A 12,440-nucleotide genomic window follows, 5' to 3' on the forward strand; every position below is an offset into this window, starting at 1 on the left:
TCAAGGCTGGGGAGAACTGCGCGAAGCGGAAGGCGCCCACCCGCAAGGTCGCGACGCAGGACCATGACTTGCACCTGATCGCGACCTTGCGGACGTGGTGTGCGCTTGTCGCGCAGTTCCGCCCCCTCGGCTTCGCCTGGGGGTACCCCCAGCGCCCCCTGGTTGCTCCTCAGTCCAGGGTGCTGGACAGCCCGCCCGCGGAGCGGCAGTAGCCCTGGATCTCCTTGTCGGTGATCTTGGCGCAGAGGCGTCCGGCCGCGCCGTTGTCGGTGTAGTTGACGGTGTAGTAGCTGACCAGGCCCTGGGCACAGGCCTTGCGCTGCCAGGCGTCCTTGGCGGTGGCGCACTGCTGGGCTGCCCAGTCCTCGCGGTCGAGGTTGTACTTCATGGTGCGGGAGCCGACGCCGCGGGAGCAGTCGTTCTCGCCGCCGCTGGCCTGGGCGTTGAGGCACCACTGGAGGGCCTGGGCGAAGGCCTCGGGGTGATTGGGGTAGTCGTGGGAGGAGAGGTAGAAGGTGGGGGCGTAGAAGAAGCAGGCGGACTGGTAGAGGGACGGCTGCTCGGGGCAGGGGTAGAGCGGTTCGGCGGCGAGCTTGTCCGCGGGGAGGTTCGCCTTGGCCTTCTCGTCCTCCTCGTCGGGGGCGAAGAGCTGCATGAAGACGCCCTCGGAGCAGGTGATGCGGCGGTTCTGGGAGGGGAACTTGTCGCACAGGGCGCGGGCGGAGGGGATGTCCTGCTTGGTGACGAACATGATGCCGTGGCCGACGCCGTGGATGCAGGGGCCGGTGTTGGCGGGGGCGCACAGGGTGAGGATGTCGTGCTGGGGGTCCTGGGAGTTGGCGAGCATCTCCTCGACCGCGCCGTGCAGGTAGCCGGCCGCGCAGGTCTCGTGCGGGAAGGAGATGACCTTCTGGAAGTCCTGGTGGTAGCGCTTCACCGCGGCGTGCCCGAGTTCGTGGGCGATGGGGTGGCAGAACCGCACGGTGTACGGCTTGGCCTTGGAGATCTTGTCGAGGTCGGCGAGGGCGACGCCGGGGTCGGTGGCGTCCATCTCGGACATCAGCTTGTTGCGCAGGGTGGAGCGGGTCCACACCGCCGGGTCGCCGGTGGGGGAGGGGGACGCGGAGCCGGGCGCGGCGGCGGTGCGGCCCGCCGGGTCGGCGGAGGTGGCGGCGGTGGCCGGTCTGGGCGTCCAGTCGGTGACCAGGACCGCCCCGAGGCCGAGGGCGGCCAGCAGGACGGCGGTGACGACGGCGAACACACGCGGTTGCATGACGGACGGTCCCCCTGTGATCGACACGGACAGTACGCGGCCCATCCTGCGGGGTGACCGCCGGAAACCGCCGGTCGGACACCGCCGACGGATGCAAGCGCCGGGCCACGATCACCCGTACACCGGCTGCGCACCGTCCTTCAACGACGGCCCCCCATCCCGGGCACGCCCCTGCTCACCCGTTCGGCCGTCGTTGAAGCACTACGCGCCGCGGCGGCCATCGGTTGCGCCCGGGGACACAGGGGAGTCGAGCCGGTGCGGCGCCGCGTCAGGGTGTCCGCAGGAAGCGGGCCAAGTGGTCGTCGGCGGTGGCGATGCCGTCGGCGAGCCCGGGGGCGGGGACGGCGGGCGGCGGGTCGAACAGGGTGATGTCGGCCCGGCCGTGGCGCGGGGACCAGGTGCCGCGGGCGAGTCCGTCGACCAGGACGGCGGCGTGGATCCGGCCGCCGCCGGGCCGGATCCGCTTCTCGTGGGCGGCCGGGACGGAGAGCGCCGAGGAGCGGTAGCCGACCAGGTAGTTGTCGTATCCGGGCAGCAGTCGCACGTCGGGGGCGGGCAGCGGGGCCAGGTCGAGTTCGTCGGCCCGGTCGGCGGGGAGCGCGCAGTCCTGCTCGCGGACCCGGACGTGGAGGAGTTCGCCGGACGTGTCGAGGGTCAGCCAGGCGCGTCGGGCGGCCGTGACGGGCAGGCCGGACCAGCCCGCGAAGTCCTCGGGTGCGGCCGGCCCGTAGGCCCGCAGGTAGCGGCGGGCCAGTTCGGTGACGGCGGTCTCCCCGGTGGGCCCCTCGGGGGCGTCGGGCAGCCAGTCGGCGAGCAGGACGGCGGTGGCGGTGCCGTTCCGGGACGGACCGTGGCAGATCAGGCCGCGCAGGGCCGTCCGGCGGATCAGGTGGAACGCCTCCTGGCCGCGCGTCGGGACACCGATCGCGGCCAGCCGGTCCGTCAGCTCCTCGCGGGTGGACGGGCCGTGGGCGGCCAGGGTGGCCGTGATCACCGCCTCCGCCCGGTCGCACAGGGCCTCGTCCAGGCCCAGCTCGCGGTGGCGGCGGGCGCTCAGGCGCAGGAAGCGCGGTCCGAGCAGGGCGAGCAGCCAGTGCAGGTCGGCGGTGGTGACGATGTGCAGGGTGCCGCGCAGGAACCAGCCCCGGACCAGGGTGCGGTCCTCCTCAAGGGCCAGCCGGACATCGGCGGCGGTGCTGCCCCGGGTCCTGACCCCGATGCCGACCGCGGCGGGCCGGGCGTCCTGGGCCTGGATGCCGACCACCCGTTCGACCGTCTCGGCCGCGGTGCGGAAGGTGACTCCGCCGCCGATGCCCTGCCCCCGGGTGCGCAGGGCCCGTACCTGATCGTCGTCCAGTGCGCGCATGCCCTCACGGTACCGAGCGGGCGGGCTCCAGCTCGCCGTCCTGCCCGATTTCGGGCAGGATCTTTGGCAAATGGACACTTCACGCCTAGGCTCACCGACCGTGCCTGTCTCACCACACCCTCATGAGGACCTGCTCGCCCATCTCTCCCGGACCACAGCGCTGGCCCCCGGGGAGGCGGCCCGGGTCGTCGCGGAGGTGCTGGCGTACTTCTCCGAGACCACGGAGGAGTACGTGCGCCGCCGTCACGGTGAGCTCCAGGCCAGGGGCCTGACCAACGATCGGATCTTCGCCCGGCTGGGCGCGGAGCTGGCCGCCCGCCGGGTGGCCGCGCCGGAGCTGTCGGTGCGTCAGCTGCGGCGGCTGGTCTACGGCTGACGGCCGAAGCGGCGCAGGCCCCGAGTCCACCCGAAAACCCTCGAACACCAGGAGTCCACGCCCATGTGCGGAATCGTGGCCTACATCGGCCCCAAGGACGCGTCCCCCTTCCTGCTGGAGGGCTTGCAGCGACTGGAGTACCGGGGATACGACTCGGCGGGCGTGGCGGTGGTCGCCCCTGCCACCAAGTCCGTCCCGGCGAAGTTGAAGGTGTGCAAGGTCAAGGGTCGGGTCGCGGACCTGGCGGCGGCGCTGCCGGCCCGGTTCAAGGGCGGGGCCGGCATCGGCCACACCCGCTGGGCGACCCACGGCGTGCCGTCGGACGCGAACGCGCACCCGCACACCGACAACGAGGGCCGGATCGCGGTGGTGCACAACGGCATCATCGAGAACGCCGACGAGCTGCGCGCCAAGCTGGCCGCGGACGGCGCGGTGTTCCGCTCGGAGACCGACACCGAGGTGCTGGCCCACCTGATCGCCGCGCACCGCGCCGACGGCGGCGAGCTGGAGGACGCGGTGCGGGCCGCGCTGAAGCTGGTGGTCGGCACGTACGGCATCGCGGTGCTGGACGCCGAGCAGTCCGACCGGATCGTGGTGGCCCGCAACGGCAGCCCGATCGTGCTCGGCATCGGGGAGAAGGAGATGTTCGCCGCGTCCGACGTCTCCGCGCTGGTCCGCTACACCCGGCAGGTGGTGCACCTGGAGGACGGCGAGCTGGCGACGGTCCGCGCCGACGGCTTCCGGACGTTCACCGAGGACGCCCGGACCGTCACCCGGCAGCCGTCCACCGTCGACTGGGAGATCGGCTCGTACGACACCGGCGGCTACGCGCACTACCTGCTGAAGGAGATCCACGAGCAGCCTGGCGCCGTCGAGCGCACGCTGTCCGGCCGGCTCGACGAGCGGTTCTCCACCGCGCACCTGGGCGGGCTGAACCTGGACGCCCGGGAGCTGCGGGAGATCCGCCGGGTGAAGATCCTTGGCTGCGGCTCGGCGTACTACGCGGGCGAGATGGGCGCGCAGCTGATCGAGGAGCTGGCCCGGATCCCCGCGCACTCCGAGCCGGCCTCCGAGTTCCGCTACCGCAACCCGGTGATCGAGGCGGACACCCTGTACGTGGCGGTCAGCCAGTCCGGCGAGACCTACGACACCCTGGCGGCGGTGCAGGAGATCAAGCGCAAGGGCGGCCGGGTGCTGGGTGTGGTGAACACCGTCGGCTCGGCGATCGCCCGCGAGTGCGACGGCGGCATCTACCTGCACGCTGGCCCGGAGATCTCGGTCGCCTCCACCAAGGCGTTCACCTCCACCGTGGTGGCGTTCGCGCTGCTGGCGCTGCACTTCGGCCGGATCCACGACCTGTCGCCCGCCGACGGCCGGCGGATCGTCAATGCGCTGAAGGCGCTGCCGGAGCAGATCCGGGAGATGCTCGGGCAGCAGGCGGAGATCGAGAAGCTCGCCGCCGAGTACGCCGAGAGCCAGGGCATGATGTTCGTCGGCCGGGTGCGCGGCTACCCCGTGGCCCGGGAGGGCGCGCAGAAGCTCAAGGAGATCTCCTACGTGCACGCCGAGGCGTACCCCGCCTCCGAGCTGAAGCACGGCCCGCTGGCGCTGATCAGCCCCGAACTGCCGACGGTGGCGCTGGTGCCGGACGACGAGCTGCTCGACAAGAACCTGACCACGCTCGGCGAAATCAAGGCCCGTTCCGGGCGGGTGCTGGCGATCGCCCACCGGCCGATCGAGGCGAAGCTGGCCGACCACTGCGTGGTGGTCCCGAAGAGCGAGCCGGAACTCGACCCGCTGCTGCTCAACATCCCGCTCCAGCTGCTGGCCTACCACGCCGCGGTGGCCCTCGACCGGGACGTGGACAAGCCCCGCAACCTGGCCAAGAGCGTCACCGTGGAGTGACGGTGGACCTGGTTCCCCGCCGTCGGCTCACGGGCCGACGACTCACGGGCCGACGGCTCACGGGCTGACGGCTCACGGGCTGACGGCGAGGACCAGGTAGGCGCCGAGGATCGCCAGGTGCACACCGCCCTGGAGCGGGGTGGCGCGCTTGGGGATGACGGTGAGGGTGCCGACCGCCACCGTCAACGCCAGCAGGATCATGTGATTGGCGCCGAGGCCGAGTTCGAGCGGCCCGCTCAGCCAGGTGGAGGCGATCGCGACGGCCGGAATGGTCAGGCCGATCGAGGCCAGCGCCGAGCCGAGCGCCAGGTTGAGGCTGATCTGCACCTTGTTGCGGACGGCGGCCCGGACGGCGGCGATCGACTCCGGCAGCAGCACCATTAGCGCGATCACCACGCCGACCACCGCGTTCGGCAGCCCCGCCGACTCCACCCCGCGCTCGATGGTCGGGGACACGCCCTTGGCCAGGCCGACCACCGAGACCAGGGCGACGGACAGCATCGCCACGCTGACCAGCGTCATCTTCAGGGTCGGCGGGTCGGAGTGCTCGTCCGTCGGGTCGACCACCTCGCCCGCCGGGGTGACCGGCAGGAAGTAGTCGCGGTGACGGACCGTCAGGGTGGAGACGAACAGCCCGTAGATGACGATCGAGGCGGTCGCCGCGAACACCAGCTGGGTCGGCGAGAACTCCGGACCGGGCGTGGAGGTGGTGAACGTCGGCAGCACCAGGCTCAGCGTCGCCAGCGTGGCGATCGCGCCGAACGCCGCGCCGGTGCCCTCCGCGTTGAACACCGCCACCCGGTACTTCAGCGCGCCGACCAGGATGGACAGCCCGAGGATCCCGTTGCAGGTGATCATCACGGCGGCGAACACGGTGTCCCGGGCCAGGCCCGCGGTCTTGTCGCCGCCGCCCGCCATCAGCGTCACGATCAGCGCCACCTCGATGATGGTGACGGCGACCGCCAGCACCAGCGACCCGTACGGCTCGCCGACCCGATGGGCGATCAGCTCCGCGTGGTGCACGGCCGCCACCACCGACGCCGCCAGGAAGCACGCCACCAGGGTCACCACCGGCCACGGCATCTCACGGTGCCAGGTCGCCAGGAGCAGCATGAACGCCATCACCGGGGCGACGGTGGTCCACTGCAGATAGAGCGGTCGGTTGGGAGAAGCCATACGGCCGAGCTTGGCAGATGGCACCCACCCGGCCCGGAAGTGACACTCGTGGCGGTGGTCACGATGAACGGTGACGAACGGTCAGGAGCGGAGCAATGGTCGGACGGCGAACGGTACTGGCAGCGGCCCTCGGACTCGCGGCGGGCTGCGCCCGCGCCCGCCCGGAACCGGCGGCTCCCGAGGCAGCCGATCCGTCCCCGCCGCCGTCCCCGCCGCCGTCCCCGTCACCTTCGGTCAGCGCGTCCGCCACCTCCGCGCCGCCGAGCCGCGAGGCGGTGCTCGCCCGGTACGCGGGGCAGCGGCCCACCCGGTGGGGGACCGACCTGCCCGGGGTGGTCGCCGGGGTTCCGGACGGGGCGCTCGCGCTGACCTTCGACGCCTGCGGCGGGTCGGGCGGGAACGGCTACGACGCGGCGCTGATCGACACCCTGCGCCGGCACCGGGTGCCCGCCACGCTGTTCCTGAACGCCCGGTGGATCGACGCCAACCCCGGGCCGTTCGGCGAACTGGCCGCCGACCCGCTGTTCGAACTCGGCAACCACGGCACCGCGCACCGCCCGCTGTCCGTCACCGGCCGCTCGGCGTACGGCATCACCGGCACCGCGGACGCCGCGGCCGCCTACCAGGAGGTGGCGGACAACGCGGCCAAGCTGGCCGGGCTGCTCGGAACGCCACCGCGCTGGTTCCGCTCCGGGACGGCGCACTACGACGAGGTCGCGGTCCGGATCGTCGGCGAACTCGGCGAGCGGGTGGCCGGGTTCGCGGTGAACGGCGACGCCGGGGCGACGTTCACCGCCGACCAGGTGGCGCGGACGGTGGCCGCGGCCCCACCCGGATCGGTGGTGATCAGCCACTTCAACCACCCCGACGCGGGCACCGGCCCCGGCTACGCGCAGGCGCTGCCCCGGCTGCTGGACGCGGGCCGCCGCTTCGTCCGGCTGTCGGACTGAAGGACTGTCGGACGGGCGGGCGAATGGGCGGATCGTCAGACCGTGCCCGGGGCGTCGAGCTCGTCCAGTCGGCGCAGCAGGCCGTGCACCCCGAGCAAAGCAGCGCCACCGGCGCCGCACCCACGACGGGGGCCACCAGCAGCGCCCGGGCGCTGCCGAAGCGGGAGTTCGGCCGAGGGGTGAGCGCCGCGCCGAGCGGACTGCCCACGCCCTCGGTGGCCGTCAGCACACCCGCCACCCCGGGCGGCGCGCCGAGCGTGCGGACCAGGAACACCGGGGTCGGCGTCACCAGCGCGCCGCGTTCGCCGCCCACCAGAACATCCCGCTCCCGCTCCTGTCCGACGCCGCGCTGCGCCTGACCACCTTCCGGGTCGGCGGCGCCGAACAGCTCAAGCGCCTCCCCCTGCTGATCGACGCCACCCGCACGGTGCGCAGCGTGCTGCACCCCGTCCCCGTCCCGGGCGGCTCGGTGCAGGACGCGCTGGCGCTCATCGATGTTGTGGGGAGCGGGAGTTGACGGCGGTTCGGCGGGCCCGGGCGTACAGCAGGACGGAGGCGACGGCGGCCAGCGCGCACCAGGTGGAGACGAACGCCAGCCGCCACAGCAGGCCGCAGGCGAGCGCGCCCACGCCGAGCACCACGCCGAGGCCGCGCAGCCGGCGGTCGCCCGAGCAGAGCAATGCGCCCACGGTGGCGGCCAGGTAGCCCGCCAGCAGCAGGCCGGCGGCCGGGACGCCGATGGCGTAGTCGAGGGTGTGGCCGTGCGGGTGTGCCGTCACCGGGTGCCGGGCGAGCGCAAGGGTCAGTGGGACGGCGACGGCCGCGCCCAGCGCGGTGAACCATGCCGCCGAGCGGCGGCCGGTCGCGCACCACACCGCCGCCGGCACGTACACGGGCAGCAGCGGCAGTGCGATCACCGCCCACGCCGTGCGGGCCCACGCCCAGCCCGACCACCCGCCCGCCTCCACCAGCTGGTGCACGCCCAGCAGCAACGGCAGTGCGGCCAGCGGCAGTTGACGCCCCGGTCCGGCGCGCAGCACCGCCGCGACCCCGACCGCCGTGACGGCGCTGCCGACGAGCAGATCGGCCCCGGCGCTCCAGCACACCCCGCCAGCGTACTGAGCGGACCCCGCGATCAGTACGACTGAAGCTCGATCAGCGTGCCCTGCGGGTCGCGCAGATGGGCGCTGCGCAGCGTCGGCCCCCACTCGGGGCGGTCGGTCGGCGCCAGCACGGGCGTCGCGCCGTGCGTCAGGCAGAGCGCGTACGCGGCGTCCACGTCCGCGACCCGGCAGACGAACATGCCGGTGTCGGCCGGGGGAGCGTCCGCCGGCGCCGGGGCGGTGCCGAGGGTGGCGGCCATCGCCGCCCGGTCGAACAGCACCAGCACGGCCTGCTCGACCACGTCCCAGTGCGCGTACGGCCCGGCGGCCGTGCCCTTGACCAGGTGCGCGCCGAGCAGCGGGGGCAGGACGGCGTCGTAGAAGGCGAAGCAGGCGGCGAACTCGGCGACCAGCAGGCGGGGATGGAGCGCGTCCACGGGCAATCCCTCCGGAGCGAATCGTGGGTCTGGACCCACTATAGGGCGACCCCTACCATGTTCGACATGGCAGACCCGACCGAAACCCCGCCCGCACTGCTGGAGTTGACGACCTATCTGCTCTCCAGGGTCGGCAAGGACGCCCGCAACCGCCTCGCCGAACTCCTCGCCGCCGACGGACTGCGGCTCCACCACCACGCGGCCCTCGCCGCCCTCGCCGACTTCGGCCCGCACACCCAGCGCGACCTCGCCACCCGTCTGCGCCTCGACCCCAGCGACCTCGCCAAGGCCGCCGACCAGCTCGCCGCCGCCGGCTGGCTCGACCGCACCCGCGACCCCGCCGACCGCCGCCGTCTCACCCTCACGCTGACCCCCGTCGGCGCCACCCGGCTCGCCGAGCTCGACGCCCTGGCCCGCGACGTCCAGGACGCCGTCCTCGCCCCGCTGACCGCTGCCGAACGCGCCACCCTGCACGGCCTGTTGTTGCGCGTGCACGGCTGAGGGGGCGGAGTTCGGTGCCGCCGTCGCCCCGGTGGGCGGGCGCGCGGTCAGCGACGGCGGCCGAGTGCCTGCCGCGGCCGGCGCACCACGACGCGGCCGAACTGCTTCTCGCCGACCAGCTCCACCCGCAGCGTGGTCGGCGCCGCGGCGTCCGACGCCCGGTTCCTGACCCTGCTGTGCTGCAGCATCAGGCCGTCGGTGTCGACCACCGTGTCCGGCCCGACGATCAGTGTCAGCGTCTTGCCGCGCATGTCCAGGTCGATCTGCAGGGTGTCCTGGGTGATCACCGCCTCGGTGAGGTCGAGCGTCACCGCGCACCACTCCACGTCGAGCACCAGCCGACGCGGCACCACCCAGCGGCCCGTCCGCTTGACCGGGCTCCACTTCTGCTCGATCCGGAGGACCTCCTTGGCCTCGGCCACCACCCCGTCGGCAGCGAACGAGACGGCCGGCAGGTCGACGGTGAGCTCGGCCAGTTCGCGAACCGTCCGTGCGGAGAGGGCGACCTCCAGGCGCTGGTCCAACTCCTCCGCGGTCAGCCGTCCGTCACCTGCCGCCACCCGCAGGACATCGGCCACCCGATCCCGATCCGCATGCGAAGCCCGCATCTCGGGCTGTGAGTTGAGGCCAGAGGGCTTCTCGGCGGGCGCGATCTCTCCCGGCATACTTCCCGTCCTGAATTTGACGTAGGTCTCCCCGCAATGGGGCCGGCGACGAGAACTTACGATATATCGCGATAGGTGTTCCCGCCAGGGTCGGGTTCGCCAACGGCCGGGTGCGGGACGCGAAGAGCGGTACGACGACCAGCGGCACGCCCGTCGCCGGTGCGCCGTACGTGCCGGAGCCTCCGTGACAGACCGTCACCGATGCGGCGGCCGGCACGGTGAAGCTCAGAAGAAGTTGAACCGGACGGCATTGGGGAGGACGGAACCCCAGGACATTCCGGTCTTGGGCGGAAGCGTGTCCAGGGCGGGACCGCTGCAGTCGGTGTTCTCGTAGACGGTCGCCGAGGAGTTCGTCTCGTTGTCCGCACCGGTCACCGGGAGGCCGAAGCTGATGCACTCACCGCTCGGCGGGTCGACCAGGGTGTGGTCCTCCCCGTCGATGTCGGTGTAGGTGAATTCGCCGGTGGCGGCGTTGGCGCTGGTGGCGATTCCGATGACGAGCGTGAGCGCGGTGCAGGCGGCAAGAGCGAATCGGCAGACGTTCTTCGCAGCAGTCATGGGGCGTCCCGTCATCTTCGAATGGGGGGGTGAGCCACCAGGATTCAGTCCGCTCGGGGCCTCGGCGGAGTCGGTGAGCGCCGGTGGTGTGGTCCAGCGCGGCGAGCAGGTGAATTTTCCGGCTGCGGGCCGTCGGTCGTGGGTCGTGAGCCGTGACTCGCCGCGGATCCGGCCGGGAATCAGACCCGTCGCATCCGGTAGACGCAGGTCCGGTAGGGCATCTCGACGCCGTCGCGGTCGGCCAGGGCCGGGTCGGTGGCGGCCAGCTCGCCGACCTCCCGGTCCAGGCGGGCCCGCTCGGCGGCGTCGGCGGTCAGATAGTACGAGCGGGACCGCACCAGGTCGATCAGCCGGTTCGTCGGGACGGTCACAGTGTGCTCGGTCAGGACGAGTTCGGGTTCGGTGAACCACGGCGTCACCGGCCCGTACTGCCAGGCGCTCTCCAGGCCGTAACCCTCGGTGCCGATGACGCCGGAGAGCGCGGCCACCCACGGGGTCCGATCGTCGCGGACGTTCCACATCGGGGCGAAGACGCCGTCCTTGCGCAGCACCCGGTGGATCTGCGGCAGCGCGTCCTGCGGAGTGAACCAGTGGTACGCCTGCCCGACCACGACGGCGTCCACGGACCCGTCCGGCAACGGGATGTCCTCGGCGCTGCCGGCGAGCACCTGCGTGCCCGGGTGGCGCTCGGCGGCCACGGCGCGCATCTGCGCGTCGGGCTCGACCGCGATCACCTCGTGGCCGGCGGCGCGCAGCACGCCGGTCAGCAGCCCGGTGCCGGCGCCCAGGTCCAGGACGCGGACCGGCTCGCTGCCGATGGCCCGGGCGACCGCCTGCGCCGGGTAGGTGGGCCGGATCGAGTCGTAGAGGCGCGCGGCGGAACCGAAGGACAGCGCAGAGGTCGACATGCCTGCGAGCGTAACCGGATCCGGGCCGCCGGTCCGGGAGTTCCGGCAGCCGCGGTCGGCGGAGGTGCCTGCGGGTGTTGCAGGTCCGAACGGCTCGGCGCAGGGCCGGAGTCGGGCGGGACGGTGCTGCGGCGCGCCCGGTGGGGTGACGGGGCGTCAAGGGTTCTCGAAGTCGTGGATCTTGTCGGCCGCGGACCAGAGTTGCCGTCCGGCGGTGTCGAAGGCGGTGAGGTCGGTGGCCGTGCCGGGGGTGGTGGCGTAGGCGAAGAAGGACCTGCCGCCGTGCGGGGCGGTGAGCGGGACGGGGCGCGGCGGAGTGGCGGTGAGGCGGGCGACGGTGGGGGCGGCCGCGCCGTAGAGGAGCAGGACACGGGGGTCGAGGGCGTCCAGGGCGACGTTGACGGGGGCCTGGACGGAGACGGGCGGTTCGCAGCCCTGGCCGGCGGGACGGTTGTCGACGGTGGCCCGGGTACAGAGCTCGCCCGCCACGGAGACCAGGTCGACCCGCCAGCGGACTCCGTCCTGGGTGCCCTCGGCGATCAGCGCGACCTGGGTGACGGAGGCCGACACGTCGACGGTCGGCGGCGCCGGGTGGCGGGTCGGGGCGCAGGCGGCGAGCAGGGCCGCCAGGCAGGACAGGACGACGAGGACGCGCCGGGACGTCACGGGATCTCCTCCGGGCTGTGCGGCGGACGGCCGGCCCCGGCCCGGGGAGGGACCGGGGCCGGCCGTCGGGGACTACACGGTGTAGGCCCCCGCACAGGGGGCGGACGCGCTGTGGCCGCCGTTGTCCCTGCCGTACCAGCGCAGGTAGTACGAGGAGCCGGTGTCGACGCCGATGCCGCGCGGGTCGGTGTGGCCCCGGCCGTCCGCGCCGTAGCTGTAGCTGGAGAACACCTTGGTGCTGTTGTGGGTCCGGACGAGTTGGACGTAGAAGCTGCGGGCGGCACCGCCGGTGCAGCCCTTTCCGCCGATCCTGATGGTGCCCGAGGTGGGGACGAAGTCCTTGCTGGCGTGGTAAGAACCGCTGCCGAAGGACTGGGAGAAGGCACCGGCCGGGGCCGCTGCGAGGGTGAGGACGCCGGTGGCGGCCGCCGTCACTGCGGCGACGCGGGTGACAGAACGCCAACGAATTGCCATGCGACCGACGGTAGGAGCGCGGCGATCGGTCGACAACGAATTGAACCGCGATTCACCGGAACAGGGGACGCGGCGATTGTTT

15 protein-coding genes are annotated in these 12,440 nt (G+C 72.9%); 5 read left to right on the top strand and 10 right to left on the bottom strand.

What is annotated here, in order from left to right:
* Window positions 1-169: 169 nt before the first annotated feature.
* Both ACI1MP_RS33445 and ACI1MP_RS33450 read right to left on the bottom strand, forming a co-directional pair.
* Entirely contained in the window at window positions 170-1,273 is a 1,104-nt protein-coding gene (locus ACI1MP_RS33445; RefSeq protein ID WP_404870305.1) for a hypothetical protein, read from the bottom strand.
* A gap of 268 nt (window positions 1,274-1,541) precedes the next feature.
* Window positions 1,542-2,639, bottom strand: a complete 1,098-nt coding sequence (locus ACI1MP_RS33450; protein ID WP_404870306.1) for a winged helix DNA-binding domain-containing protein — start codon at window positions 2,637-2,639, stop codon at window positions 1,542-1,544.
* Window positions 2,640-2,709: 70 nt separating this feature from the next.
* Between ACI1MP_RS33450 and ACI1MP_RS33455 the strand changes: the two genes are divergently transcribed.
* Window positions 2,710-3,015: a hypothetical protein gene (locus ACI1MP_RS33455; protein ID WP_404870307.1), complete on the top strand. Its 306-nt coding sequence runs from the start codon at window positions 2,710-2,712 to the stop codon at window positions 3,013-3,015.
* 63 nt (window positions 3,016-3,078) lie between these two features.
* Window positions 3,079-4,920, top strand: coding sequence for a glutamine--fructose-6-phosphate transaminase (isomerizing) (gene glmS, locus ACI1MP_RS33460; protein ID WP_380337255.1), 1,842 nt, complete (start codon window positions 3,079-3,081; stop codon window positions 4,918-4,920).
* Between the two features lie 72 nt (window positions 4,921-4,992).
* On the opposite strand, the gene ACI1MP_RS33465 is transcribed toward glmS, so the two are convergent.
* Window positions 4,993-6,096: a calcium:proton antiporter gene (locus ACI1MP_RS33465; RefSeq protein ID WP_380337258.1), complete on the bottom strand. Its 1,104-nt coding sequence runs from the start codon at window positions 6,094-6,096 to the stop codon at window positions 4,993-4,995.
* A gap of 95 nt (window positions 6,097-6,191) precedes the next feature.
* Between ACI1MP_RS33465 and ACI1MP_RS33470 the strand changes: the two genes are divergently transcribed.
* Together ACI1MP_RS33470 and ACI1MP_RS33475 are read left to right on the top strand one after the other, a co-directional pair.
* The gene (locus ACI1MP_RS33470) at window positions 6,192-7,046 is read left to right on the top strand and encodes a polysaccharide deacetylase family protein (RefSeq protein ID WP_404870308.1); all 855 of its coding nucleotides are present in this window, start codon (window positions 6,192-6,194) and stop codon (window positions 7,044-7,046) included.
* Window positions 7,047-7,069: 23 nt separating this feature from the next.
* Complete coding sequence (locus ACI1MP_RS33475) at window positions 7,070-7,405, top strand: hypothetical protein (protein ID WP_404870309.1); 336 nt, start codon at window positions 7,070-7,072, stop codon at window positions 7,403-7,405.
* A 129-nt stretch (window positions 7,406-7,534) separates the two neighbouring features.
* Here the strand turns inward: ACI1MP_RS33475 and ACI1MP_RS33480 are convergent, their stop codons facing one another.
* A complete protein-coding gene (locus ACI1MP_RS33480) occupies window positions 7,535-8,152 on the bottom strand; it encodes a DUF6629 family protein (protein ID WP_404870310.1) in 618 nt (205 codons plus the stop codon).
* A gap of 29 nt (window positions 8,153-8,181) precedes the next feature.
* Entirely contained in the window at window positions 8,182-8,586 is a 405-nt protein-coding gene (locus ACI1MP_RS33485; RefSeq protein ID WP_404870311.1) for a VOC family protein, read from the bottom strand.
* 66 nt (window positions 8,587-8,652) lie between these two features.
* Here ACI1MP_RS33485 and ACI1MP_RS33490 point away from each other — a divergent pair, with 66 nt between their 5' ends.
* Window positions 8,653-9,087 (top strand): MarR family winged helix-turn-helix transcriptional regulator, encoded by a 435-nt coding sequence (locus tag ACI1MP_RS33490; protein ID WP_404870312.1) that lies wholly within the window; start codon window positions 8,653-8,655, stop codon window positions 9,085-9,087.
* Window positions 9,088-9,134: 47 nt separating this feature from the next.
* Here ACI1MP_RS33490 and ACI1MP_RS33495 read toward each other — a convergent pair whose 3' ends face one another.
* From ACI1MP_RS33495 to ACI1MP_RS33515, 5 genes are all read right to left on the bottom strand, one after another.
* Complete coding sequence (locus tag ACI1MP_RS33495) at window positions 9,135-9,752, bottom strand: DUF1707 domain-containing protein (protein WP_380337275.1); 618 nt, start codon at window positions 9,750-9,752, stop codon at window positions 9,135-9,137.
* A gap of 225 nt (window positions 9,753-9,977) precedes the next feature.
* Window positions 9,978-10,310, bottom strand: coding sequence for a hypothetical protein (locus ACI1MP_RS33500; RefSeq protein ID WP_404870313.1), 333 nt, complete (start codon window positions 10,308-10,310; stop codon window positions 9,978-9,980).
* A 179-nt stretch (window positions 10,311-10,489) separates the two neighbouring features.
* On the bottom strand, window positions 10,490-11,218 hold the full coding sequence (locus ACI1MP_RS33505; RefSeq protein ID WP_404870314.1) for a class I SAM-dependent methyltransferase: 729 nt from the start codon (window positions 11,216-11,218) through the stop codon (window positions 10,490-10,492).
* Between the two features lie 156 nt (window positions 11,219-11,374).
* The gene (locus ACI1MP_RS33510; protein ID WP_380337284.1) at window positions 11,375-11,884 is read right to left on the bottom strand and encodes a hypothetical protein; all 510 of its coding nucleotides are present in this window, start codon (window positions 11,882-11,884) and stop codon (window positions 11,375-11,377) included.
* Between the two features lie 72 nt (window positions 11,885-11,956).
* Window positions 11,957-12,358 (bottom strand): hypothetical protein, encoded by a 402-nt coding sequence (locus ACI1MP_RS33515; RefSeq protein ID WP_157815479.1) that lies wholly within the window; start codon window positions 12,356-12,358, stop codon window positions 11,957-11,959.
* Between the last annotated feature and the right edge of the window lie 82 nt (window positions 12,359-12,440).

Origin of the sequence: Kitasatospora griseola (assembly GCF_044999035.1) — a bacterium.
GTDB classification, from domain to species: Bacteria; Actinomycetota; Actinomycetes; order Streptomycetales; family Streptomycetaceae; genus Kitasatospora; species Kitasatospora griseola.

What these genes read in the sequence shown, in the direction of transcription:
- ACI1MP_RS33490 (WP_404870312.1), top strand. Translation starts at nt 8,653, where the DNA reads ATGGCAGACCCGACCGAAACCCCGCCCGCACTGCTGGAGTTGACGACC.
- ACI1MP_RS33470 (WP_404870308.1), top strand. Translation starts at nt 6,192, where the DNA reads ATGGTCGGACGGCGAACGGTACTGGCAGCGGCCCTCGGACTCGCGGCG.
- glmS (WP_380337255.1), top strand. Translation starts at nt 3,079, where the DNA reads ATGTGCGGAATCGTGGCCTACATCGGCCCCAAGGACGCGTCCCCCTTC.
- ACI1MP_RS33475 (WP_404870309.1), top strand. Translation starts at nt 7,070, where the DNA reads ATGGGCGGATCGTCAGACCGTGCCCGGGGCGTCGAGCTCGTCCAGTCG.
- ACI1MP_RS33450 (WP_404870306.1), bottom strand. Translation starts at nt 2,639, where the DNA reads ATGCGCGCACTGGACGACGATCAGGTACGGGCCCTGCGCACCCGGGGG.
- ACI1MP_RS33465 (WP_380337258.1), bottom strand. Translation starts at nt 6,096, where the DNA reads ATGGCTTCTCCCAACCGACCGCTCTATCTGCAGTGGACCACCGTCGCC.
- ACI1MP_RS33455 (WP_404870307.1), top strand. Translation starts at nt 2,710, where the DNA reads ATGGACACTTCACGCCTAGGCTCACCGACCGTGCCTGTCTCACCACAC.
- ACI1MP_RS33505 (WP_404870314.1), bottom strand. Translation starts at nt 11,218, where the DNA reads ATGTCGACCTCTGCGCTGTCCTTCGGTTCCGCCGCGCGCCTCTACGAC.
- ACI1MP_RS33445 (WP_404870305.1), bottom strand. Translation starts at nt 1,273, where the DNA reads ATGCAACCGCGTGTGTTCGCCGTCGTCACCGCCGTCCTGCTGGCCGCC.
- ACI1MP_RS33495 (WP_380337275.1), bottom strand. Translation starts at nt 9,752, where the DNA reads ATGCCGGGAGAGATCGCGCCCGCCGAGAAGCCCTCTGGCCTCAACTCA.
- ACI1MP_RS33500 (WP_404870313.1), bottom strand. Translation starts at nt 10,310, where the DNA reads ATGACTGCTGCGAAGAACGTCTGCCGATTCGCTCTTGCCGCCTGCACC.
- ACI1MP_RS33515 (WP_157815479.1), bottom strand. Translation starts at nt 12,358, where the DNA reads ATGGCAATTCGTTGGCGTTCTGTCACCCGCGTCGCCGCAGTGACGGCG.